Here is a 23,017-nt window from a genome sequence, read left to right on the forward strand (position 1 = left end):
AGATTAGTTACCTTATGTAGCTTCTATTAAGAATCCGCCTTTAAAACCGTGGAATGCATGTTACCTGTGAGACGTTGAGGTGGGAAAACCATGCGCACTGGCGCAATGATGATGGCAGCAAATACAGCTTTGATCAGATCCCCAATTATGTAAGGATAGAACCCTTGAATCATGGCCTCAGGTAAGTCCATTTTGAAAGCATAAGCAAGCCAAGGGACCCCGGATACATAAACAAGCAATGAACCAAATAGTTCAAATACAACAAAAGCGAGAATAAATCCTGTTACACCTTTGATGTTGATTCGTGCAAGCAACAATCCAATCAATAAAGCGGAGAACGGCCACATCATCACATATCCTCCGGTAGGTCCAAGAAGTACTGCAAGTCCTCCGGTCCCGTGTAGCAAGGGGAATCCAAGAGCGGTGAGCAGAACAACCATCGTGACACTTAGAAAACCATAGAGTGGACCAAGTAATCCTCCGGCCAGCATGACAGCCAAAGTTTGTAATGTTATCGGTACTGGGGAGAAGCCAATGGGAATGCTTATGTAACCAAAAAGTACTAAAATTGCGGCCATAAGTGCGCTGAATACAATGCCTCGCAAAGATAATTTCATGTTTGAACAATCCTCTCCATTTTGGTAATATGATTGTTAACCAATTATATAAATGTGGTTAACGATTAGGATCGTACCACATAACAATAGAAAGGGAAAGGACTAATTTACGATGCAAGGCAACCTGCCTATAATTACATTAGAAGATGTTCGAGTGCATTATGCTTCCGAAGGTAGTCAGGTGAGAAAAGCACTGGATGGGGTCTCACTTACGCTGCACCAAGGAGAATGGATTAGTATTGTGGGGGCGAATGGAAGTGGAAAAAGCACACTTGCTGGACTACTGATTGGATTCATTCCACTATCTGGAGGGGTACGGGATATCTCGGATGAACTTACCGTTCGGGGTGTACTGCAGCAACCGGATGCACAGGTACTAGGCGATACGATTGAAGAGGAGTTTCATTTTGCGCTGTCACCATTGATGGATTCTGTAGAAGAGCAATTGGAGCGCAGGCAGGATGCATTACATACTGTAGGACTTCAATATCCTTCGGAGAAGGCTGTCTCACAATTATCCGGTGGACAAAAACAACTGCTTAATATTGCTGTAGCGCTCGCAGCCAAACCGGATATATTGATTCTGGATGAGCCAACAGCCATGCTTGATCCGGGAGCAAGAGACCGTATCGAGACCATCGTTCAGAAGATTACCCAGCGGGGTACAACGGTGATCTGGATTACACACCATCTGGAGGAAGCAACCCTGTGTGATCGAATCATTGCTATGGAGAGGGGACGTTGTGTGTACAACGGGGCGCCTGAGTCCTTTTTCTATGAAACAGAGTTGAATGAGAAGGCTACTCGGGAAAATGTACAGCTATCTCCCTGTGAACGGTTAGGATTAGACCCTCCTTTTACTGTAAAAACTGCGTTATTGCTCAAGCAAAAAGGTATGATGCCAGAAGCCATGCCACTGCGACCCGAGCAACTGGCTAAGGAGGTCGCACGTTGGAGATTGAGCTGACCGATATACGTATAGAAGCATCAGAATCGGGCAAACGTGCCCTGCTTGAAGATGTGAGTGTACAGTTGAACAGTGGGGAAATCACCTTGCTGCTGGGCTGTACGGGTTCAGGAAAAACGACTTTACTACAGACGTTGGCTGGTCTGAGACCGCCCGATGCAGGAAGTATCACATTGGATGGCACACCTTTCTGGAAAGAAGGAAAAGTGCCGCAGTCGATTTTATTGCAAATGGGACTATTGTTTCAATTTCCGGAACAACAACTGTTTGCCCGAAGTATTCAGCGTGAATTCTCATATTCTCTGCGTCCCTATCGTCTTTCAGAGAAACAGCAACAAGAGCAGATCACAAAAGCACTGAACCAATGGGACCCGTCAGTGTCCTCGGAGTTGGACCGGCGTTTTCATCTTGACAGGTCGCCATTTGCTCTAAGTGGGGGAGAGAAGCGCAGGCTTGGACTTGCTCTCGGAAGTGTGACCAACCCACACTGGCTTCTGCTGGATGAGCCGAGCGCCGGGTTGGAAGCGCAAAGTGTCGGGCTTTTGCTGGATGTACTGGAGCAACATCGTCTGGCAGGTGGTGGGGGTGTGGTAGCAACCCATGATCTGGATACATTTTTGCCTTGTGCGGATCGAGTATTGTTGTTGCAGGAAGGCCGCCTAATCGCTGATCTTACGCCGAGAGAACTTCACAAAAGACCTGAACTGCTGGAGCAAACAGGGATTGGACTGCCACCATCGATGAGACTGGCACAGCAGTTAAGAGAAGCGGGTCTTGAGCTGTCTTTGACCGCGATGACGCCAGAGGAGATGGCTGAAAGTATTGTTCAGTCCACGTCAGTTGAGGTGGGGATTCAGAACGGATCGAAAGAAGCATCAGGGACGGTAACGATGGAAGTCAAGAGCGATGTAATGAAGTATGAAAAAAAAGCACTGAAGCTGTCGTCCGTTGAAACTGAAGATGATCCAAAGCTTCTTCCGAACACCTTGACTCATTCAGGCGGATTATATGGCGTTATGGACCCGCGTCTGAAATGGATTTTGTATATTTTGCTGGTCACCGCAGCTATGCTTCAACAGCGATGGCTGGGATTGACTTTAACACTGGTGCCGGTAGTAGCAGCACTTGCCGTGCTCCCGCGTCAGACTTTGGCTGGATGTATGAAGTTAATGAAGCCATTATTATTCTTTTTCATCATCTCAACGGCGTTATCTGGGACAACTCTTTCAACAGAGGGAGGAGGTCTGCACTTTGGCTTTTCCCTGATGCAGGCGGAGGGCACTTTGCTGAATGTGTATCGTTTGTTTATCGTCACATTGGCAAGCCTTTGGTTTTCGTTGACGACACCTTATGGGAGAATGGTAGAAGGACTTAACTGGGTACTCAGTATCGGTAAAAAGATCAGGTTGCCCGTAGCTTCGTTTGCTCTTGCTGTATCGTTAATCTTTCGGTTTATCCCGATGATCTGGAGTGAGTGGCAGCGATTCTCACTGATCGTGCGGGCACGTGGAAAGGCAGCTTTAAGACCAAATACCGTTCGAATTCGTGACCTGGGTCCGATGGTGATTCCCTTGTTAATGGCACTGTTCCAACGTGCAGAGGATATGACCATTGCGATGGAAATGCGTAAAGTTAGAGAGCACTCTACGCTCGGAGGACGTTCATCATTATTGGTATGGTCCAAACGTGATACCTGGATTAGCATGGCTGGCCTCATTGTTTTTGTACTATTAATATGGATTCGCCAATTGTGATGGCGATAATGATCGTGATGGATCCGGTAATGGATCAAAACCTAAACGCAGTGTTTTCCAAAGATCATGCATAAATGCGTTTGTCCTCGCTCACAATAAGTGGACGTTGGTCATCTGAAGTGGATTAGGAGGGATAAACGATGAAAGATAAGTTTTTGCGTGAAGAACGGCAAGAATATACCGATGTGTCTACGGTGGAGTCGCAGCGAAACGATATCACACTCGAAGAATTCCCGGAGGGTCCTTACGGTTCATCGCTGTTATCCGAGTCTCTTGGGAAAAGTTCACCGTGGCGCGTGGACCAGCGGTCTGCACATCGTTTTGATTATGAAAATCATGAGCTTCACGAGGGAGAAGTACGGGATTATCCAGGTCAGGATGTTTTTGACGAAACGGTTCCGGATAACGTGTCCAAACCTCAATATACGGAAGAATCGTAAAGGGATTCTGATATAAATTAGAGCGTAGCCTCCGACAGGTTTTATCCTGTTCGGGGGTTATTTTCGTTGTGTTTAATGAAAACAAATCTCCTCCAATTCCACATTATGGGTTATTATATTCTATATAAAACAAGCTAAGGAGACGGTCCATGGAGCAAGACTATATTAAGTATGTGAGGTCATTTGTTGGTAATTCCAAAGTGATCATGGTGGTTTCAGGAGCAATCGTGTTCGATAAGGCTGGAAGAATTCTATTGCAGAAACGGTCGGATAATGGATTCTGGGGATTTCCCGGTGGTTTTATGGAGATGGGAGAAAGTGTCCAGGAGACAGCCAAGAGAGAAGTCTACGAAGAAACTGGTCTAATACTGAACTCCATGGATTTATTCTCGATATATTCTGGGCCCCAGTACGAAGTGGTTTATGGTAATGGAGATGAAGTTGCATTAGTGCAAGTGATGTTTAAAAGCAAAGATTTTTCTGGAACTATAATAGAAAGTGAAGAATCCATAGAAACAAGATTTTTTGATATACATTCTATACCAGAACATTTCTTGTCTACGCATAAGCAAATTATAGAAGATCTGAAAAGCCATAAAGATGGTTCTTAAAGTTGGAGATAAAATAATCTAGGGGGCGGCGAATTGAGAGAGATCGACCGCTTGGATACACCCGCCCGTCGGTTATTAGAGTGTGCAGTAGAGTTGCCGCCAACCCATGTTGAAGCGAAGAGTTTCACGGAAAACTTCTCTGATTTTTCTTTAGCCAAAGGACGGATCATGTTTACAATTGTAAATATGGATGGTGAAAATGTCGGAGGTGTGAATCTGAACAGCATTGATGAAAGGAACGGTACCTTTAGCATTGGCATTCAAATTGACAGGGATCATCGAGGAAAAGGATACGGGACCAGAGCCGTACGAATCTTACTGAAGTATGCCTTCTTCGAGCGTAGGCTCAACAAATTCAATGATTCTGTACTCGAAGGAAATGAACCTTCTGCAGCCATGATGAGAAAACTTGGATGTATTCAGGAAGGTGTGCGTCGCCAGGTGATCTACACCGATGGAAAATACCAGGATATGATCCTCTTTGGATTAACCAAAGATGAGTTTATGGAAAAAGAGGGCCTTGTATGATTCTAGTATAAATAAGATCGCCAGAGAGCTCGAAATCTGCCGATTTTAGTTGGATGAATGATAATGTACTTTAAGCGGAAGGCGAGAGAGTATTCTAATAATATCAAATCTGAGGTGATCGTGTGGATAGAGCAATACCCGATCCGACATGGAAAAGGTTAGGTTTTGCTGAACAACCTGATTTTCATACTTCTGGTCTGGGTGTGGGGATTGTAATTATCGATTCAATTAAACAACATCATCTCGTAAATCACTTAAATACACGAATTAAATGTGTTGCCGTACATGAAAATATGACTGTCTCTGTGCAAGACATTTCATCTATGAACAGGGAGGAGGATAATCGGAAAGGTGAACATGGCCTTATGAGTACACTGGCTTTAGCCCATGAACCTATTCTGTTAGAGGAACAAATTCACGTCGGGATTGCACCAGCAGCAACATTTATCGTTTTAGATCATGGCGCATTTACAACTGGAGAAGGTGAACGTCTGAAAAAAGGAATGGAATGGATTCTTGAACATGGGGTCGAATGGAATATTAAAATTATTTTAAGTACTGGTTGGCAGGCATTAGATAATGAAGTTTATCTTAAAAATACGAGTGAAAACTCAACGGTTAAAGCATTGGCGACAGCTGTGCAACAGGGCATTTTGGTTATTTGTTCGAATGGAAATACACGTTTGAATAACATCATGCCTCCAATACAGTATTTAGCAGTAGGGGGTTACGTGGATCATGGAAAGGCCGATCGTTCATTACACCTTCCTTTCCCTGATGAACCTTATGGCAGAAATGGAGATGGTCACTTCAGGCCAGATATATTAGCACCCAGACTACACCTTACAATCCCCTCTTGTGAAACTGAAGATTCTGGTCAGCGCGTATCTTTTTATGAGGGGACCTCTGGAGCTGCTGCACTTGTGGCTGGTGTTGCGGCCCATTTGTTCTCCCAATTTCCGAGTCTAAGTGCGGAGATGCTAAGACACTTGTTAGTCGAGCATGGAGAACCACTTGAGGGTAATGATAACCTGGCTCCTCGAATTAATGTTGAGAATACAATTCGTTATATGAACAGGGCAGATAAGCCAAGGTACATAAAAAAAACTTTACCCATGATAAGTATAAAAAATCAAAATCTCTATAGCGCAATTCATTCAATCGATGATACCGAAAGAGCGCTCTCTTTAACAGTTTTAGTTGAGAGGGACGAATTATCACGTGAAGAGTTATGGAGTTTCACGAAAGATTCATCCGCTATTGTTCGTAAAATTGCAGTATCGACCCTCGGCGAACCGATGAATGAACAAGAGCGAAAGTTGTATTGGGTGCATTTAAAGCATGAAACAGAAGGAGGAGTGCGTGGATGGTATATGCATGGATTATTGCAAAATGCTCCAAAGGAGGAAATACACAATTGGATAAAATGGTCAACAGATATTAACTGGTCGGTTCGATGGTGTGTTAGCGAATATTTGGCTCAATATCCAGAGTATTTTCCCCAACTCGAAAAAACCCAAGACCCTGACGCTATACATATCAAGGCATTGCCTTTAAGGGAATGGTACACGGCTCTATAATGATGTAATGTAAATTAAAATGTGGAGGCAACCTTATGAACCAACCTATACAAACTGATGAATTAATCATCGATTGCAAGGATATTTATTTACGTGAGTATCGACTCGAGGATTTGAAGAAACTGCAAGAAATTACGTGGCAACCCGAGGTGTATGAATTCTTACCGGGATGGAACGCTACGATTGAAGATAGGAGCCTGTGGCTCACCGAATATGAAATTCCTGAGAATCAGCGTTTTAAACAAGCTGTGGTGGCGGGAGGAGACATCGGAGATTTATGCTTACGTATGGCTATCGTACTCAAAGAAAATGATGAGTTTATAGGATGGTGTTGCTCAGGGATTAAGGACGAACTGCCAGCATCCAATCGGGAGATTATGTACGGTATTTCGAAACACTTCAGAAATCGTGGTTACACCACGCAGGCGCTCAAAGGAATGACGGAGTATTTGTTTGAACATACAAACGTGGAAGTGTTAAATGCCATCGCTTTGACTACCAATCCAGCATCTAATAAGGTGATACAGAAATGTAATTTTGAACGGGTCAGCTCGATCGAGATCGAGGATGAAAAGTATAACCATTACCACCTGCGTAAGCAACAAGGCCAATTTTAATAGAACGTAGTCCCATAGTGAAGGGCTATAAAATGAAAGTTTCGGATCAGGTTGGACAGTTATTGCTCTGGCTGTCTGATCTTTTTTGTATTTATTTTAAGAAGCTACTGAGGAAACCTTGTTAGGATACGTGCTCCCTTACATAAATGCAAAAGGTTAATCTATAGCATAAGGCTTATATTAATAATTTTCTCCTCGATAATAGCGCTCCAGTTTGTTATCCAAATGAACAAGCTGCGCTTTTTTCTCCTCTATATCATTCAGCAACTTTTGCTTTTGATCCTCAATCAGCTTGGTTCTTTCCTTCAGCGTGGAGGTTCCTTCGTTGACCTGATCATAATATTTTTTGATGTCTTCCACACTCATCCCGGTTTCGCGAAGGCATTTGATAAAAACCAGCCAGTTCAGATCATCCTCCAAATAAAGACGGTTATTCTGCTCATTTCGTGCAGCAGGTTTTAGCAGTCCCTTTCTTTCATAAAAGCGGATCGCTCCAATGGAGATTTCAACTTTTTTTGCTACTTCTCCAATCGTTAACATGTTAATCCCCCTTTTTATAAAAATAATTTGACCTACACTAAGTGTAGCATAGTAACTTATACATTGTTCAATATAAATCAAATTATGGAAAGAAGGATTCGCATGAAACAGACTGTTTTTGTAACCGGAGCAAATAAAGGAATTGGATATGAAATCGTAAAGCAGTTGGGTGAAGCAGGTTGGAAAGTTATCCTCGGCGCACGTAGTGTTGAACGGGGCGAAAGAGCTGTTTCAGAGTTAACTTCCAGGGGGTTAGATGTAGAATTTGTACAGATCGACATGTGCGACCTGAAGAGCATTGAGCAGGCAGCCGATACGATTCACAAGAGTTATCCTGCAATAAATCTTCTGATCAATAACGCGGGTATGCCGGGTGCTTTCTCTCATTCCTTTACGGATACAAAAGAGGAAGATCTACGGAACGCCTTTGAAGTGAACTTTTTCGGCACCTTCCGTTTGAATCAGCGATTGTTCCCGTTAATCAAAGATAATGAAGGCACAATCATTAATGTATCAACTGACATGGCTTCTCTGGACCATATGCAAAATGCGGAATTTACTTTAAATTCCTTCGACTATAATTCATCCAAAACGGCCAACAGTGCCATGACACTTTCGATGGCTTATGAAGTCAAAAACAGCAGGGCGCAAGTCTTTGCAGTAACGCCCGGATTCACATCAACAGATCTTAACGGCAATGCCGAAGGTGGTAAATCAAAAGAAGCCGGCGCTGCGATTATCGTGGGCTATGCAACGGATGGTAAACGTCATAATGGGGAGTTCCTAGATGAAAATGGTGTATACCCTTGGTAATCCACCGTTGCCAAAAGCAACGATAGAACGGGATGAATTTTAGCGTGTATCTTCAAACTCAAACTCAAACTCATATTCAAATTTAGGCAAGCTATACGATGATGGATACCATTGTCTCAAAAGTCTTTAGGTCCAAGATAGCTGATCCTGGCTAATCTTAGTGAATGCCTAGACGATTTTCTAACGAACTCAGAACGTCTTATTCGGCCTCTAGGTACGCTTCTTAAATTGTAAGGAACATCAGACACGCTATTTTCCGAAATCCCCTGAGAAAAACGCAGTAAACGGTTGTTTATTCTAATATAACGTGGCTCAGGTTCATTAGATCTCTGCGGACGCTTCAAATGCTCGAATAAGACGCCTCAGATTCGTTAGCCCGAAAGCCATTGGGCTACCACTCTACCCAATCGGATACAAAAAAGAATCCCCCATTCATTCCTCAACCGAAATGAGTGGGGGAATTCGTCATGCAATGAAAAGCCGGAATTAAAATGGAAGATGAGCATCGTTTGGAGAGCTTGCCTAGAGCTTGCGTAATGATCAAGTAGATCTTACGTAAAGCTACGTATAGCCAACTTATAGCCAACTTATAGCCAACTTATAGCTTACGTATAGCCAACTTATAGCTTACGTATAGCCTACTTGCAGCCGACGTTCAGCCTAGACATCAGCCTTATACAACGGCATTAATATCATAAATTCAGTTCCCACGCCTACCTGACTTTGTACGGTAATATTCCCACCATGCGACTCCACAATCGAGCGGGTAATGGCGAGACCGAGACCTGCGCCACCTTGTTTGCGCGAACGAGAACTGCTTGTGCGGTAAAATCGCTCAAAGATATGCGGCAGATGTTCAGGTTCAATGCCTGTGCCGTTATCTTTCACTGATAATTCAGCCTTATGATGCGTGGCATATAATGTTATGGAGATGGCTCCATGCTCAGGATCGGTATGCTGCACCGCGTTATGGAACAGATTCAGCACAACCTGTTTCAGCTTGTAAGGGTCAGCCAGTACATATACTTCAGCCGTCAAATCGAGATGAATGGATCTTTGTTGAGCCATCATGGCAAGTTGTGGTTGCATTTCGAGCAGCAGACTATCCAGCTGAATGACCTCCCGCTCCTGCTTTGGGGCCTGATCCAGCTTGGTTAGTAACAGCAAATCTTCAACCAGCTTGTTAATTCGCACCGATTCGCCGTGCATGCTGTCCAGTGCTTTATACAATTGATCTTGATTGGTCGCTGCACCCCGCTGTAGAACTTCAATGAAACCGTGAATGGAGGTGAGCGGGGTACGAAGCTCATGAGAAGCATCAGACAAGAAACGTTGCATCTGCTCTTTCGATTCCCGCTCCGCTTCAAACGAATTCTCCAGTCTTTCAAGCATGCCATTAAATGAAACTGCGAGCTGATCCACTTCTTCTTGTCCCTGAATGACGGGAAGCCGTTCTGCGAGGCTGCCTGCATCTATCTGCTGTACTTTATTCACCATGTTGGACAGGGGAACCAGCGTCCGGCGTAATACCTTAGTGTATAGAACAAGACCGGCTACCATGGCCAACAGCGATAACATGATGAAGATCAGAAGCTGTTTAATAATCAAGTCTCTCAGTGGCTTTGTAGCCGTGCCCATCTGCACCATTGGTAAACCACGATTGCGTGGACCGGGTGAAGCGAATACAATCAATTGCTCATTCCCTTGGCTATCCGTGACGATCCGGTAGGGAATGTGTTTTTGTTCTTTCAACTCATCTGTAATGTCCTGATATTCAGCGGATGATAGTTGAGGGGCTTTCAGACCGTCTTCCCCAAAAACATCCTCGAACGTACCTTCGTTATCAAACAGGGCTAGTGAACGGTCAGGAATAAACAACACCCGATTACCAGACCCGTTTCCTACCTGTCCACCAAAAGGATTGTTGGAAGAGCCGTTACGTGACTGGATACCGAGCCAAACCGGGGGCATGGACATGAGCTGTTCTTCCATGGTTTTTGCCTGATTCCGGTAGAGAAAGCTTTCCATGATCCAGAATTGCAGAATACCGATTAACAATAACAGCCCAGCAAGCACGAACAGAGAACGTGAGAGCAATTGAGAACGTAATGAACGAGGCCATATCCAGTGGTGGAGACGTCTTATACGAAGTTTATTTTTCTTAGGCAGCGAGTTCATCAGAGATCCACCCTGTACCCGACACCCCGAAGCGTACGAATGAGTTTATGCTCTTTATCCCCGAGTTTGTCGCGCAAGGAACGAACGTAAACCTCCACAATATTTTCTTCCCCGCCAAAATCATACCCCCAAACCCGGCTCAGAATGGTCGCTTTGCTAAGTACAATTCCATGATTAAGCACAATAAATTTTAACAGTTCGTATTCGGTAGGAGATAACTCCAAGACCTGATTCTGATAGGTGATTTCTTTGCGCTGATCATCAATTCGGAAGGGACCGTGGGTGACGGCTCCTATTAATAAAGGAAATTGATTCCGCAGTCTGGCCTGAATCCGGGCGAGCAGCTCATCAAAGGCAAAGGGTTTGATCATGTAATCGTCAGCACCTAACCAAAGGCCCTTAACCCGATTCTCGACTTCATCCTTCGCTGTCAGCATAATTACGCCAACCTCGGCACCGGTCTTACGCAGACGCTCGACCACTTCGAATCCATCCATCTCTGGCATCATGACATCAAGAATAGCCATATGTGGCTTGAATTCAAGCGCCAACTCAAGCGCAGCGGCTCCATCGGGTGCGGTGCGCACATCTAAGCCCTCATTGCTTAATCCAAGCTCTAGAAATTGTAAAATATGTGGTTCATCATCAGCCAATAGTATTTTAATTCCGCTGCTAAGCTTCATAATGTGCTTTCTCTCCTTGCTCGTTTCATCTAGACTTCTCCCTCAATTCGGAGGGACTGTATGTAGTATTATCGCTTGCCAAACTGAAATTTAGCTGAAAGGATTGTGAATTATCCTCAGACAACATTCAGCGGGCACTCATCCCAGCTTTATTTTGGCATGTCACAATACTAGACATGAAGAACTTTGAAGGAGTGATTAACATTGAATAACACCAAAAGAAGGATGGATCTTGTCCTTCTGCCGATTGTATTACTGGCGGCATTTCTGAATGGGTACGGCATCTGGAACGATCAATATGCCAATTCCTATTATACGACTGCCGTTGGGAGTATGCTCAGCAACTTCCATAACTTTTTCTATGCTTCACTCGACTCGGCAGGCTCGGTGACTGTAGATAAACCACCTGTTGTCTTCTGGATCCAGACGGCCTTTGCCTATGTCTTCGGATTGCACGGATGGAGCGTTATTTTGCCGCAGGTATTAGCGGGAATCTGTTCGGTGCTCCTGATCTATTTCATGGTGAAACCTACATATGGTCTTGCAGCAGCACGAATCTCGGCACTTGTGATGGCGACAGTGCCTGTCGTGGCGGCAGTCAGCCGGACCAACAATATTGACAGCATGTTGGTGTTTACACTACTGCTGGGTTCATGGTTTTTGTTCAAAGGCAGCAAACAAGGCAGTACTTGGCGCATTCTGGTTGCTTTTGGGTTAATAGGCGTAGCATTTAATATGAAAATGCTTCAAGCCTACATGATTCTCCCGGCTTTTTACTTGTTTTATCTGATTGCATTTCAGGCGAAATGGAGAAGGAAGATCATCCTGCTGATCGGCAGCACAGCGGTTCTGGCGGTGGTTTCCTTATCCTGGGCGGTTACTGTGGATTCTATACCCGAAGACGAGCGGCCTTATATCGGCAGCAGTGAAACGAACTCGGTCATGGAACTTGCCTTTGGATACAATGGTCTGGCTCGCCTAACGGGTCAGCAGAATACCGCGGGTAACGCAGGTATGCCAAATGGTATCGGACAGGGGGATAATCGTGGCAATCGAGGAGACTTGTCTTCAGTCCCTAATCAGACAGGCAGTGGTGTTCCTGGCGCTGGGCAAGATGTCAATGCACCGGATAACGATAACATGAATGGTTCGAATGGCAATTTCCCGAACAGGCAGATGCCGAATGATATGGAAATGCCAAACGGAAGAAATTTTGGCGGTAATGGTGGCGGAGGCATGGGAGGAATGTTTGGTACAGGGGAGAAAGGTCCTCTGCGTCTGTTCCAGACTGAACTGTCAGGTCAAGCTAGCTGGCTGTTGCCAGTTGTGTTGCTTGGGTGCATTGCCCTATTTGCAGGGTTAAGACGGAGAAATATAACCAGCAAGCACAAGGAGGCCTTGTTCTGGCTGGCCTGGCTGCTTCCCGTTGCTGCCTTTTTCAGTGTGGCAGGTTTCTTCCATCAATATTATCTGATTATGCTTGCACCTCCCATTGCGGCGCTGACTGGCGCAGGATTTGTAGCGATGTGGAAGTCATATCGTGATCGCGATGGATGGCAGGCATGGTTGCTTCCGGTGTCCGTGCTGCTGACGACTCTGTTTGGCTGGTATATCATGCAGGTGTATAACGAGACGATTGGTGCAGGCTGGTCCATTAGTGAATTGATCGCAGGCATTCTGGTTACGGTCATCCTAATCGTTATGCTTCATCGCACACATCAATGGAAACAGGGCTTCATTATCGCGGGATTCATGGTGATGCTGATCGGTCCAATCTACTGGGCATTCACCCCAATTACTTACGGTGGCAACAGCATGATTCCGGCAGCAGGACCTACCGGTTCCAATGGCATGTTTGGTGGGGCAGGAATGGGCATGCCGATGGGTAACGTTGCAGGAGACACAGAAATGCCTACAATGGGTGGCCGTGGCGGAATGGGTAACCGTAACGAAGAAGTGGATACAGTCACACTGAATTATCTGAAAGAGCACAATACAGGCGAAACGTATCTCTTTGCCACTACGGACTATAATCAGGCAGCACCTTATATCATCGATGAAAGAGCAGCGGTCATTACACTTGGAGGGTTCTCCGGCTCAGACCCGGTGTACACAACAGATGAACTTGAGCAACTCGTCAAGAGCGGGCAAGTGAAATACTTCATGGTTGGTGGCATGGGTGGCCGCGGAGGAAACTCGGATATTAGCGATTGGATCAAAGAGCACGGAACCGAGATTCCAACGTCAGAATGGAAGACAGGCACGGACAGCGGATCCATGGATAACGGTGATACGGAGAGTGAAGCTGGACTTGGATTTGGATTCGGATTCGGATTCGGATTTGGCGGACAGACCACCTTGTACGAAGTGAAATTATAACTGTAATGAAAATCTCGAACGAACGAAGTCCATTGGAAAAGGGAGGGGACAAACATGGCTCACGCGTACCGATACAGCATTATTATTCCCATGTATAACGAGGAAGCGGTGATCGAGGAGACTTATCGGCGTCTGAAGAAGGTCATGGGCAGCACAGGAGAGAGTTATGAACTGTTGTTTGTTAATGATGGTAGCGTGGATCGAAGTGCACAGATGATCCGTGATTACGCCCGTTGGGACGAGAGTGTGAAGCTGATAGATTTTGCCCGTAACTTCGGACATCAGATTGCGATAACAGCTGGTATGGATTATGCAGTGGGGGATGCGGTGGTTATTATTGATGCGGATCTGCAGGACCCTCCCGAACTGATACTGGATATGATCGCCAAATGGAAAGAGGGCTATGAAGTCGTATATGCCCGTCGCACCAGACGAAGTGGGGAAACTCGCTTTAAGAAATGGTCGGCGAGTCTGTTCTATCGTGTACTTCGTGCTTCAACGGATACGGATATCCCGGTAGACACCGGAGATTTTCGCCTGATTGACCGCAAAGTATGTGATGAGATGAAACGTCTTCCGGAGAAAAACCGATTTGTGCGGGGGTTGGTCAGTTGGGTCGGATTTCGTCAGACTGCGATTGAATATGAACGTGATGAACGTCTGGCAGGTGAAACAAAATATCCGCTGAAACGCATGTTGAAACTAAGCCTGGACGGCATTACTTCATTTTCGTATAAACCGCTCAAGCTCGCAGGTTATGTAGGTGCGATCCTGTCGGTTGGCGGATTCATCTATATGTTAACGGTTATTGTTTCGGCCATCTTTACGGATTCAACGATTAAGGGATGGCCATCCATTGTAAGTATCATGCTGATCTTTAACGGATTCATCCTGATCATGCTGGGCATTCTGGGCGAGTACGTGGGCCGCATCTATGATGAGACCAAGGCGCGTCCGCTATACATTGTGAGAGATGTGGTGCAGGCCGAGGGCCAGCAAGCAAAATCCCAATTGACAGTTCGAGTTGCTCATCATGACTAAGCGTCTGGTGACACTCTTCAAGTTCGGTATTGTGGGTGTTGCGAATACGGCAGTAGATGCGGTGGTGTTTGCTTTGCTTGCAGTGGGCGGTGTACCGGTTCTGATGGCTCAAGTAATCTCGTACAGCTGCGGTGTTGCGAACAGTTATTGGCTGAACGGCAGGTGGACTTTTCGAGATACGGCACGAGGGGGCGGCGATAGAGCGAAACTTGTTCGTTTTCTAATCACCAATCTCATCGTTCTTGCGTTATCCGCTCTCATTCTGATGACTTTGCAAGACATGCTGGGTTGGAGTCTCGTGATGAGTAAAATCCTGGCGACCTTGATGGGGATGGTTCTGAACTATATAGCCAGCAGATATTGGGTGTTTCGTATCGCTACTTAGCTGCCCACAGCGTGCATTATTGGTTATAAGAAGCAAATGAAAGGAGTCTATGATGATATGCGAATTAAAAAAGCAGTTATTCCGGCAGCGGGTCTCGGAACCCGTTTCCTGCCAGCGACCAAAGCACAGCCCAAAGAGATGTTACCGATTGTAGACAAACCGGCCATCCAATACATTGTTGAAGAAGCAGTGCAATCAGGAATTGAGAATATCCTCATTGTGACTGGACGCAACAAAAAATCCATAGAGGACCATTTTGATAAATCGGTTGAACTTGAACACTCTTTATATGCCAAGGGCAAACAGTCTTTACTGGAAGAGGTGCAGGCCATCAGCGAGATGGCAAATATTCATTTTATTCGTCAAAAGGAACCACTGGGTCTGGGGCATGCCATTGGGTGTGCACGGCAATTTGTAGGGGATGATGCCTTCGCTGTACTGCTGGGAGATGACATAATGGTGTCTGATCCGCCTGCACTTGCACAGATGGTTCATCTCTATGAAAAGACAGGCAACCAGATCATCGGTGTCCGTCAGGTAGACGCGGCAAATGTGAGCAAATATGGCATTATTGATTCAAATGGTGCAAAGGACCGGGTTCACCGAGTCACCAATCTGGTCGAAAAACCTTCTCTTGCAGAAGCGCCATCCCGTACAGCTGTAATGGGACGATACATTCTGAAACCTTCCATCTTTCCCATTCTGGATCAGATCGAGAGAGGTGCTGGAGGGGAATATCAGTTAACGGATGCCTTGAAAGAAGTAAGTCAGGTGGAGGAACTGTTGGCCCTTGAACTGGAGGGGCGTCGCTACGATATAGGCGATCAATTCGGATATATTCAGGCGATCTTGGAGATCGGACTGTTGCGCAAGGAATTACAGCCCATGCTGACACCCTATCTTCAGAAGCTTGCAACTCAGTTGGCATAGGAATTGATATGTAGCAGAGGTTTAGATCTGCTAAAGGACGAGTTCTCCTCCGTGCCATGGTTCTGTCATAGACTCCAGTGTTGTACAATTATTCCAGTAACGCTACAATTAGCAAGAAGTTCGAGTTGCTCTTTGAGGAGTGAGGAATCATGAATGAATCTATCATCAGGGACCTTATTAAGTATATGGACGTGGAGGACAACGCCGCCATTCAGTACATTCAGACCGAGCATCGGATGAAACTGGGACTCTTTTGGGGGATACAGGAAGGCAGCCGGGTTCTGGAAATCGGGTGTGGTCAGGGAGATACAACGGCCGTGCTTGCACATCTGGTGGGGGAGAACGGGTACGTTCATGGTGTAGATATTGCACCAGAGGATTATGGTACACCGCTGACCGTAGGCGAAGCGGCAGCCAAGCTGCGGAGATCTCCACTGGGTGATCGAATTCGAATGGATTATGATTTTGACATTTTAAGTGATCAGGTTCAATTCACCGAGAATGAGTTTGATGTTATTGTACTTTCCCATTGTTCTTGGTACTTGAAATCGTTTGACGAACTCGCTGAGATTCTTAGCAAGGTTAGGACGTGGGGACATAAGTTATGTTTTGCAGAATGGGATGCCCGAGTTACAGATGTGAGCCAGCTCTCACATTGGTTATCCGTTCTGATTCAGTCCCAGGTCGAATGTTACAAGGAGAACAGCTTCTCCAATGTGCGCACGCTTTTTACACCGGAGGATATCCAAGAGCTTGTCTCTGCGGCAGGCTGGACGATTAAGGAAGAGACTTCGATCCATTCTCCCGAGCTGCAGGACGGTCGCTGGGAAACCGAAATGACACTGGCAGAAGCGCCTGTGGAACTGCAAATGCTTCCAATCCCGGACAAAGTAAAAACACTTCTTCTTTCCGAACTGAAATTACTTAAGACACATCATGTCTCGGGGCCCGGGAGCCCACTGGGAACGTATGCGATGGTTGCCAAAAAGCAGTAAAGAAATAGCTATTTGCAGTATATTATAAGAAAAAAGTCCATCACGTACTTTTCACAGAAGACAGACCGTTTAGCTGAAGTTTTTCTTGCGATAATTAATGGTTCAGCTCCGCTGGGAACATATAAATTCCATGATCTAAAAAAATGTGTTTACTTCATCACAGTAATTTTGATATTATAATCGCAATATCAAATGCGACGAAGAGACGAGTAGATAAAAATCATTCTTTCAAAGAGAGCTCCGGTAGCTGAAAAGGAGTAAAGAACTTTTTATTGAATAAAGACTCAGAGCAGCACATCGGAACTTAGCATTTAAGGGATGGTGTGACAGGAGCTCCTGTTACAGAGCTAGAGTATGAACGGTCTACAGCTAGCAAGATGGTTGTAAACCTTTACTTGAAGAGGCGGATATGGTGACATATTGGCGAATCTGGGTGGTACCACGAGAGTTCAATCTCGTCCCTGAGACTATTGTCTTGGGGATGGGATTTTTTGGTTTTTCCGGGGCTGTGACTACACGCTTTGGAATTGCCTGAATAGTGTTAATTTAGGAAGTCAATTTCATAATACGTTTTTGGTGAGTTGTGAAATTGATTTGAAGAGAAGAATCACTTAAACCGAAAGGAAATGATGATTGAATGTCAGCAAAATTGAAAGTTGGTATCGTCGGAGGAACAGGAATGGTGGGTCAGCGTTTTGTGGACCTGCTTGATCAACATCCATGGTTTGAAGTAACAGCTATTTCTGCAAGCGCCAATTCGGCAGGTAAAACATATGAAGAATCCGTACAAGGTAGATGGAAACTCGCAGTTCCTATTCCGGAAGCTGTGAAGAAAATCGTTGTTCAGGATGCTTCCCAGGTTGAGGCTTTTGCCAGCCAGGTTGATTTTATTTTCTGCGCGGTTGATATGAAAAAGAATGAAATTCAAGCGCTCGAAGAGGCTTACGCTAGAACAGGCACACCTGTCGTGTCCAACAACTCCGCTCACCGCTGGACAGCAGATGTACCAATGGTAATCCCTGAGATTAACCCGGGACATCTGGACGTGATTGAAGCTCAACGCAAACGTCTGGGCACAAAAACCGGATTCATTGCTGTAAAACCAAACTGCTCGATTCAGAGCTATGTGCCTGCACTGCACGCCTTGCGTGAGTTCAACCCGACTCAGGTTGTTGCTTCCACGTATCAAGCAATCTCCGGAGCAGGTAAAAACTTTACGGACTGGCCAGATATGCTTGATAATGTCATTCCATACATCGGTGGCGAAGAAGAGAAGAGTGAGCAGGAACCACTGCGTATCTGGGGTAGCATCGAAAATAATGAGATCGTCAAAGCATCGGCTCCATTAATTACAACACAATGTATTCGTGTTCCAGTAACGGATGGACATCTGGCGACCGTGTTTGTAAACTTCGAGAAAAAACCAAGCAAAGACGAAATTCTGGAACGTTGGTTGCAGTTCAAAGGCCGTCCGCAGGAACTGGCTCTCCCAAGTGCACCAAAACAGTTCATTACGTATTTTGAAGAAGAGAACAGACCACAGACAAAACTGGATCGTGACATCGAACGCGGAATGGGTGTCTCCACAGGCCGACTGCGCGAAGATTCACTCTATGATTACAAATTCGTTGGATTGTCCCACAACACGCTCCGCGGAGCGGCAGGTGGTGCGGTTCTGATCGCAGAACTGCTTAAAGCTGAAGGATATATTCAACCGAAATAAGCATAAGGCATTATAAGCAACAACAGATTTCTGAAAAGAATGAACAGATGAAAACCATCACTCGTTGATGGTTTTTTTCTATTGTGGGCAGGGAGCGTATAATGGGTAGGATTAGATTAAAGTAATTACAGAGACTACGGCAGAAATTACAGTAGAGGGTTATAGTGACGAAAAACGCCGACATGATTGTCGGCGTTTTTTAATCATCCAATATTTTGTTAGGCCGCAGATGTCTTATCCGACTTATGCAGAAGCTGCGATCGACGACCGAGCAGATAACCTGTCAGGGAAGCGAGCATCTGTTGAAATACCATGCCAAGCACGACGGGGACAGCAACAGGTGGCGGAAAATAAGAAACAGCGAGTACTGCACCTGCGCTGATATTACGCATACCTCCATTGAACACCAGAGCGACCTGATCGGCCTCGTTCCAGCCTAGCAATCGGGCGATGAAGTAACTTAGCGCATAACCGAATGATGCCAGGAAAATAATGATGACCGCAAGACCAGCCAACTTCCAGTTGAAATCAGCCAAGTAGGGCGCAACGACAGATCCGTTAATCGCAACGACAGATGCCATGAACAATTTGGATAACGGATTCAACCTTGGTCCCCAGACCGGGACAATGGCGCCTTTGGTCCACTCATTCAGCAGCATACCGAGCAGGGATGGTACAACAATCATCCAGAACAGACTGCTCATCATGGCTGCTGTGTCCAGTGTGACACTGGTTCCGATTAACAGGGATAACACCCCGGGCACTACAAAAGGAGCAAGCATGGTATCAATCAGGATGATGGATAGCGTAAGTGCGATATTGCCCCGATAGATGCTGACCCAGATGAAGCTACTTATTCCTGTCGGAATCACGGCTGCCAGAACAAGGCCCGTTATGGTGTACGCATCTGTAGGGAAAACCAGATGACCCATACCAAGAGCAATTAGAGGCATCGCCAAATGCAAAATAAACAGACATACAAACAGGGGGAACGGCTTTTTCAGCACGTTCACAAAATCCCGTATCCCAAGACTGATACTTCCAGCGAACGTCATGAACGCAAAAAGCCAAGGGGATAAAAAGGTATAAGAAGAAAGAAAACTCCCGCATAACACGCCAATAATAATGCTGATTGGGGTAATCAGTGGCATGATGCGGTTCAAGCGTTGGTTCAAGGCTTGAAGCATAATCATGACATCCCTTTACCGTGTGATTTTACCATTATACATCTTAATAACGTTGGCTGCAGACCCATTTGCAAAGAAGCAGTCTGAACAGGTATCATGGACTTTGAACAAGGATTCCGATTAGGAGAAGGGGAGATGATCATGTTCATAAGAAAAAGAAAGCACACATTAATGATGACAGGCCTTATTGCATCAAGTATTCTGCTGATTTCGGCCTGTTCTGTCGTGGAACAAGCTAATCAAAGTTTAAATTATGTGAGTGGGGCTACTGATTATATAGAACAGGTATCAAACGCCGGGGCTGATCTGCAAGAGCTTGCATCGGGTGCGGTGAATAATCCGGAGATAACAACGCAGATTCAGGAGAAAATCGATCTGATCCAAGCAGAGGCAAGTGAATTTTCTCAGTTGACTGCTCCTGCAATAGGAGAGAGTATTCATGAAAATCTGGTCAGTTACAATACTCAATTAACAGAAGTTGTAGACAATTTCGAGAATACAATTGCAGAGCAAGGTTTTACGGCAGAGAATTGGGAGAAGACAGGCATTCCTGAACTGATCACGAACATCAATAATTTGAAAGATCCGCTTAGCGGACTTCAGGGTGAATAAGTTAAATTGATCTTACCGCATTAAGACAATCCAGTTTGGAATCGAATACTTGAGAAGGGCGAGATATCGGAATGATTGAATTACCGTTATGCTCGCTTTTTTATTTTCCGAAAACGGATGCATATTTAATATCACAGGAGCTAGACTATATCATGTAAATAGGAGATGTATATGACATTTATCTCTTATTTATGTGAAGATGATCTATGGTTTGACAAGGTTGGGACAGAGGCGTATGATAAGTATATAAGTTAATAAAATATAGTTACTTACTATAAGTCTAGAACTACACCTAAATATATTTTGCCAAAGGAGAACAGAGTCATGACTCAACACAATGGAAAAGTAATCATTATTACAGGTGGAGCAAGTGGTATTGGTAAAGAGACAGCACTTCAACTTTCGGATCAAGGAGCGACTATTGTTGTCGCTGACTATAATGAAGACGGAGCGAAGAAGCTTGCGGCAGAGATTGAAGTAGCAGGCGGAACAGCGGGCGCGTACAAAGTGGATGTATCCAAAGGGGACGAGATCAAAGCCCTGATCGACTGGACCGTAGAGCAATATGGTACGTTAAGCGGTATTTTCAATAACGCAGGCATTGGACTTGTGAAGCCATTTCTGGAGATGGACCCGGAATCCTATCACAGAGTCATTGATGTAGATCAGCACAGTGTATATTATGGTATGTATTATGGCGCGAAAAAAATGGTTGAATTGAACGTACAGGGTACCATTGTAAATACAGCTTCGATCTATGGAAGTGTTGCTGCAGTAGGCAGCTTCAACTACAACGCAGCCAAGGCTGCGGTTGTTATGATGTCCAAATCCGGTGCATTGGAACTAGCTGAGCATGGAATTCGTGTAGTTGGTGTAGCACCTGGCTTTATCGAAACACCGATTCTGGGTGATGACCAAGCCATGAAGGATGCGCTTGCTACTCAACATATGCGTGGAGAGCTCATTCAACCCGAGAAAGTAGCCAGTGTGGTTACATTCCTGTTCAGTGATGCAGCCAGTGCAGTTAATGGTACAACCGTAGCCGTAGATGATGGATTCCTCAGCTTCAAAACTAAATAAGAACCCTTTTATAATTAAGACAACTCATCTCAAAAAAAGAAAAACAGAAAAAAACGGTGCAGAACGATTTATTCGTTTTGCACCGTTTTTGTATTTTCATTATAAAGTAATCGTGGCATATGAGATGGAAATAAGTTTGTCGAATCATCCCGAAATTTCAGAGATCGTGATACAATTAGCAAGGTTGTATCTTTTTATCATTTTGTGGTGTGTCATATACAATTCGAACTCCGAGAGAGCCATAACTCTCTTCTTTGTAATGACATTGAGAACAGGTTTTGGTCGAGCATAACGCATCGTTATGAACTTGTAATTTTTCGTTGCACTGTGGACATTTATTTTCAAAAAGAGTCTTCAACACGTTAAACATGCTTAATCACTCATTTCGGATTAATTTACTTGGTTTTTATTATAACGGATAATTTTCGCTGTGTATAGCACTTTTGAGTGATATCGAAATGAGATTTATATAGCACGAAAGGAAGCGCATAACCGATGGATCTTCTGCTTTTTGTCATCATGTTTATACTGGGTCTGGTCGGTTCATTCTTCTCCGGTTTGTTGGGTATTGGTGGGGCCATTATCAATTATCCGCTACTGTTATATGTTCCATCCTGGGTGGGATTGGAGCCGTTCTCAGCACATCAGGTATCGTCGATCAGTATGTTTCAAGTGTTTTTCGCTTCACTTGCTGGTGTGATTGCATTCCGCAGAAAAGTAAAAACGGGTAGAAGCGGTGGGGCGATCGTTCACCGAGGTTTGGTGCTATACATGGGCTCCAGCATTCTTGCTGGCAGTCTGATCGGCGGATTCATATCCGGTCATCTGGACGGAAGGGTTATTAATCTGATCTATGGCATTCTGGCGATCATGGCGATTGTGCTTATGCTGATTCCCGGAAAGGGAAAGCTTGATACCTCAGCTCCACTGGTGTTTAACCGGTGGATTGCAGCAGGCACTGCTTTTGCAGTAGGCATTGTATCAGGAATTGTTGGCGCGGGTGGTGCCTTTATCCTTATTCCTATCATGCTGACGATTCTCAACATCCCCGTACGAACGACGATTGCTTCTTCACTGGCGATTGTATTTATCTCCGCAATCGGCGGCGTTATAGGGAAAATTACGGGTGGAGAAATTCCGATAGAACCCATCATCTATACGGTGATCGGCAGTCTGCTCGGGGCATCCCTTGGTTCACGGGTTAGTTCGATGATTAATGTGAGGGTACTTCGATATGCATTAATCGTACTTATCGCCATCACAGCGGTTAAAGTCTGGTCATCCATTCTGTAAAATCACGTATATGGGAATGAACAATGACGATTTCGTAACCAAACGGTTGGATCGCCGTATAAAG

22 protein-coding genes and 1 other annotated feature are annotated in these 23,017 nt (G+C 45.1%); of the genes, 17 read left to right on the forward strand and 5 right to left on the reverse strand.

What is annotated here, in order from left to right:
• Nucleotides 1-26: 26 nt before the first annotated feature.
• Nucleotides 27-617 (reverse strand): biotin transporter BioY, encoded by a 591-nt coding sequence (locus MKY01_RS13865; RefSeq protein ID WP_339286673.1) that lies wholly within the window; start codon nucleotides 615-617, stop codon nucleotides 27-29.
• Nucleotides 618-729: 112 nt separating this feature from the next.
• On the opposite strand from MKY01_RS13865, the gene MKY01_RS13870 reads away from it, so the two are divergent.
• From MKY01_RS13870 to MKY01_RS13900, 7 genes are all read left to right on the forward strand, one after another.
• Complete coding sequence (locus MKY01_RS13870) at nucleotides 730-1,584, forward strand: ATP-binding cassette domain-containing protein (RefSeq protein WP_339286674.1); 855 nt, start codon at nucleotides 730-732, stop codon at nucleotides 1,582-1,584.
• Nucleotides 1,569-3,338, forward strand: a complete 1,770-nt coding sequence (locus MKY01_RS13875) for an ATP-binding cassette domain-containing protein (protein WP_339286675.1) — start codon at nucleotides 1,569-1,571, stop codon at nucleotides 3,336-3,338. The genes MKY01_RS13870 and MKY01_RS13875 overlap by 16 nt, the downstream gene beginning before the upstream one ends.
• Before the next feature lie 140 nt (nucleotides 3,339-3,478).
• Nucleotides 3,479-3,778 carry a hypothetical protein gene (locus MKY01_RS13880; RefSeq protein ID WP_017688728.1) on the forward strand — a complete coding sequence of 100 codons (300 nt, stop codon included), beginning with the start codon at nucleotides 3,479-3,481 and terminating at the stop codon, nucleotides 3,776-3,778.
• 149 nt (nucleotides 3,779-3,927) lie between these two features.
• A complete protein-coding gene (locus tag MKY01_RS13885) occupies nucleotides 3,928-4,389 on the forward strand; it encodes an NUDIX hydrolase (RefSeq protein WP_074094880.1) in 462 nt (153 codons plus the stop codon).
• A gap of 33 nt (nucleotides 4,390-4,422) precedes the next feature.
• Entirely contained in the window at nucleotides 4,423-4,917 is a 495-nt protein-coding gene (locus MKY01_RS13890) for a GNAT family protein (RefSeq protein ID WP_339286677.1), read from the forward strand.
• A 122-nt stretch (nucleotides 4,918-5,039) separates the two neighbouring features.
• Nucleotides 5,040-6,497, forward strand: a complete 1,458-nt coding sequence (locus MKY01_RS13895) for a S8 family serine peptidase (RefSeq protein WP_339286679.1) — start codon at nucleotides 5,040-5,042, stop codon at nucleotides 6,495-6,497.
• Nucleotides 6,498-6,532: 35 nt separating this feature from the next.
• Nucleotides 6,533-7,114: a GNAT family N-acetyltransferase gene (locus MKY01_RS13900; protein WP_282321585.1), complete on the forward strand. Its 582-nt coding sequence runs from the start codon at nucleotides 6,533-6,535 to the stop codon at nucleotides 7,112-7,114.
• A gap of 180 nt (nucleotides 7,115-7,294) precedes the next feature.
• Here the strand turns inward: MKY01_RS13900 and MKY01_RS13905 are convergent, their stop codons facing one another.
• Nucleotides 7,295-7,654, reverse strand: coding sequence for a MerR family transcriptional regulator (locus MKY01_RS13905; protein ID WP_076249478.1), 360 nt, complete (start codon nucleotides 7,652-7,654; stop codon nucleotides 7,295-7,297).
• Between the two features lie 102 nt (nucleotides 7,655-7,756).
• Between MKY01_RS13905 and MKY01_RS13910 the strand changes: the two genes are divergently transcribed.
• A complete protein-coding gene (locus MKY01_RS13910; protein WP_339286682.1) occupies nucleotides 7,757-8,467 on the forward strand; it encodes an SDR family NAD(P)-dependent oxidoreductase in 711 nt (236 codons plus the stop codon).
• Between the two features lie 660 nt (nucleotides 8,468-9,127).
• Here the strand turns inward: MKY01_RS13910 and MKY01_RS13915 are convergent.
• Together MKY01_RS13915 and MKY01_RS13920 are read right to left on the reverse strand one after the other, a co-directional pair.
• Complete coding sequence (locus tag MKY01_RS13915; protein WP_339286684.1) at nucleotides 9,128-10,645, reverse strand: ATP-binding protein; 1,518 nt, start codon at nucleotides 10,643-10,645, stop codon at nucleotides 9,128-9,130.
• A complete protein-coding gene (locus tag MKY01_RS13920; protein ID WP_339286686.1) occupies nucleotides 10,645-11,328 on the reverse strand; it encodes a response regulator transcription factor in 684 nt (227 codons plus the stop codon). Before MKY01_RS13920 ends, MKY01_RS13915 begins: the two co-directional genes overlap by 1 nt.
• Before the next feature lie 225 nt (nucleotides 11,329-11,553).
• On the opposite strand from MKY01_RS13920, the gene MKY01_RS13925 reads away from it, so the two are divergent.
• The 6 genes from MKY01_RS13925 (at nucleotide 11,554) to asd (ending at nucleotide 18,781) form a co-directional block, all read left to right on the forward strand.
• Nucleotides 11,554-13,707: a glycosyltransferase family 39 protein gene (locus tag MKY01_RS13925; protein WP_339287164.1), complete on the forward strand. Its 2,154-nt coding sequence runs from the start codon at nucleotides 11,554-11,556 to the stop codon at nucleotides 13,705-13,707.
• Between the two features lie 54 nt (nucleotides 13,708-13,761).
• Complete coding sequence (locus MKY01_RS13930; RefSeq protein WP_076327735.1) at nucleotides 13,762-14,748, forward strand: glycosyltransferase family 2 protein; 987 nt, start codon at nucleotides 13,762-13,764, stop codon at nucleotides 14,746-14,748.
• Entirely contained in the window at nucleotides 14,741-15,133 is a 393-nt protein-coding gene (locus MKY01_RS13935; RefSeq protein ID WP_315373367.1) for a GtrA family protein, read from the forward strand. The genes MKY01_RS13930 and MKY01_RS13935 overlap by 8 nt, the downstream gene beginning before the upstream one ends.
• 57 nt (nucleotides 15,134-15,190) lie before the next feature.
• Nucleotides 15,191-16,063: a UTP--glucose-1-phosphate uridylyltransferase GalU gene (gene galU / locus MKY01_RS13940; RefSeq protein WP_339286689.1), complete on the forward strand. Its 873-nt coding sequence runs from the start codon at nucleotides 15,191-15,193 to the stop codon at nucleotides 16,061-16,063.
• Nucleotides 16,064-16,212: 149 nt separating this feature from the next.
• On the forward strand, nucleotides 16,213-17,058 hold the full coding sequence (locus MKY01_RS13945; protein ID WP_339286691.1) for a class I SAM-dependent methyltransferase: 846 nt from the start codon (nucleotides 16,213-16,215) through the stop codon (nucleotides 17,056-17,058).
• A gap of 188 nt (nucleotides 17,059-17,246) precedes the next feature.
• Nucleotides 17,247-17,524 (forward strand) — a binding site (T-box leader).
• 171 nt (nucleotides 17,525-17,695) lie between these two features.
• Nucleotides 17,696-18,781 (forward strand): aspartate-semialdehyde dehydrogenase, encoded by a 1,086-nt coding sequence (gene asd / locus MKY01_RS13950; RefSeq protein ID WP_017688716.1) that lies wholly within the window; start codon nucleotides 17,696-17,698, stop codon nucleotides 18,779-18,781.
• A gap of 218 nt (nucleotides 18,782-18,999) precedes the next feature.
• Here the strand turns inward: asd and MKY01_RS13955 are convergent, their stop codons facing one another.
• Entirely contained in the window at nucleotides 19,000-19,968 is a 969-nt protein-coding gene (locus MKY01_RS13955) for a bile acid:sodium symporter family protein (protein ID WP_047842786.1), read from the reverse strand.
• Between the two features lie 141 nt (nucleotides 19,969-20,109).
• On the opposite strand from MKY01_RS13955, the gene MKY01_RS13960 reads away from it, so the two are divergent.
• The 3 genes from MKY01_RS13960 (at nucleotide 20,110) to MKY01_RS13970 (ending at nucleotide 22,953) form a co-directional block, all read left to right on the forward strand.
• Nucleotides 20,110-20,580, forward strand: a complete 471-nt coding sequence (locus tag MKY01_RS13960; RefSeq protein WP_127545763.1) for a DUF6376 family protein — start codon at nucleotides 20,110-20,112, stop codon at nucleotides 20,578-20,580.
• A gap of 324 nt (nucleotides 20,581-20,904) precedes the next feature.
• On the forward strand, nucleotides 20,905-21,660 hold the full coding sequence (locus MKY01_RS13965) for an SDR family NAD(P)-dependent oxidoreductase (RefSeq protein WP_339286694.1): 756 nt from the start codon (nucleotides 20,905-20,907) through the stop codon (nucleotides 21,658-21,660).
• Nucleotides 21,661-22,155: 495 nt separating this feature from the next.
• A complete protein-coding gene (locus MKY01_RS13970; protein ID WP_339286696.1) occupies nucleotides 22,156-22,953 on the forward strand; it encodes a sulfite exporter TauE/SafE family protein in 798 nt (265 codons plus the stop codon).
• The last annotated feature ends 64 nt before the right edge of the window (nucleotides 22,954-23,017 follow it).

Source organism: Paenibacillus sp. FSL R5-0486 (genome assembly GCF_037975155.1).
GTDB classification, from domain to species: domain Bacteria; phylum Bacillota; class Bacilli; order Paenibacillales; family Paenibacillaceae; genus Paenibacillus; species Paenibacillus amylolyticus.

Coding starts and splice junctions, on each gene's coding strand:
- MKY01_RS13935 (WP_315373367.1), top strand. CDS start 14,741: ATGACTAAGCGTCTGGTGACACTCTTCAAGTTCGGTATTGTGGGTGTT.
- MKY01_RS13865 (WP_339286673.1), bottom strand. CDS start 617: ATGAAATTATCTTTGCGAGGCATTGTATTCAGCGCACTTATGGCCGCA.
- MKY01_RS13900 (WP_282321585.1), top strand. CDS start 6,533: ATGAACCAACCTATACAAACTGATGAATTAATCATCGATTGCAAGGAT.
- MKY01_RS13915 (WP_339286684.1), bottom strand. CDS start 10,645: ATGAACTCGCTGCCTAAGAAAAATAAACTTCGTATAAGACGTCTCCAC.
- MKY01_RS13960 (WP_127545763.1), top strand. CDS start 20,110: ATGTTCATAAGAAAAAGAAAGCACACATTAATGATGACAGGCCTTATT.
- MKY01_RS13970 (WP_339286696.1), top strand. CDS start 22,156: ATGGATCTTCTGCTTTTTGTCATCATGTTTATACTGGGTCTGGTCGGT.
- MKY01_RS13920 (WP_339286686.1), bottom strand. CDS start 11,328: ATGAAGCTTAGCAGCGGAATTAAAATACTATTGGCTGATGATGAACCA.
- MKY01_RS13965 (WP_339286694.1), top strand. CDS start 20,905: ATGACTCAACACAATGGAAAAGTAATCATTATTACAGGTGGAGCAAGT.
- MKY01_RS13945 (WP_339286691.1), top strand. CDS start 16,213: ATGAATGAATCTATCATCAGGGACCTTATTAAGTATATGGACGTGGAG.
- MKY01_RS13925 (WP_339287164.1), top strand. CDS start 11,554: ATGGATCTTGTCCTTCTGCCGATTGTATTACTGGCGGCATTTCTGAAT.
- MKY01_RS13880 (WP_017688728.1), top strand. CDS start 3,479: ATGAAAGATAAGTTTTTGCGTGAAGAACGGCAAGAATATACCGATGTG.
- asd (WP_017688716.1), top strand. CDS start 17,696: ATGTCAGCAAAATTGAAAGTTGGTATCGTCGGAGGAACAGGAATGGTG.
- galU (WP_339286689.1), top strand. CDS start 15,191: ATGCGAATTAAAAAAGCAGTTATTCCGGCAGCGGGTCTCGGAACCCGT.
- MKY01_RS13885 (WP_074094880.1), top strand. CDS start 3,928: ATGGAGCAAGACTATATTAAGTATGTGAGGTCATTTGTTGGTAATTCC.
- MKY01_RS13930 (WP_076327735.1), top strand. CDS start 13,762: ATGGCTCACGCGTACCGATACAGCATTATTATTCCCATGTATAACGAG.
- MKY01_RS13910 (WP_339286682.1), top strand. CDS start 7,757: ATGAAACAGACTGTTTTTGTAACCGGAGCAAATAAAGGAATTGGATAT.
- MKY01_RS13870 (WP_339286674.1), top strand. CDS start 730: ATGCAAGGCAACCTGCCTATAATTACATTAGAAGATGTTCGAGTGCAT.
- MKY01_RS13905 (WP_076249478.1), bottom strand. CDS start 7,654: ATGTTAACGATTGGAGAAGTAGCAAAAAAAGTTGAAATCTCCATTGGA.
- MKY01_RS13955 (WP_047842786.1), bottom strand. CDS start 19,968: ATGCTTCAAGCCTTGAACCAACGCTTGAACCGCATCATGCCACTGATT.